This window comes from Fluviispira multicolorata (assembly GCF_009208585.1).
Taxonomy (GTDB): domain Bacteria; phylum Bdellovibrionota_B; class Oligoflexia; order Silvanigrellales; family Silvanigrellaceae; genus Silvanigrella; species Silvanigrella multicolorata.
On the sequence record NZ_WFLN01000019.1, the window covers coordinates 1 to 255 of the forward strand.

Annotated in this window: 1 pseudogene; it reads right to left on the reverse strand. The window is 30.6% G+C overall.

What is annotated here, in order from left to right:
• Positions 1-255, reverse strand: a pseudogene (locus tag GCL57_RS14925) (hypothetical protein); the annotation flags it as partial.

The window sequence follows — 255 nt, forward strand, 5'->3', positions numbered from 1 at the left end:
CATAACTTAATTGATTACTAGTTTGAAATGGAATTACAATGCCACGATCAATTCCTACAGTAAGGTAATTTAGTGATTCCTCATCCAAATTGGAATACTCATCTAATAATTCTTGCTCTGATTTCCCACTGTTTTCGACTTCGTAACAGAAAGAAACAAACCAATTATCATTCTTTTTCCCAATTACAATTTGTTGTGGAGATCCGAATTCTCTATGAGCTTTGAATTTTAAAATACCTAATTTTTTTGATTTAG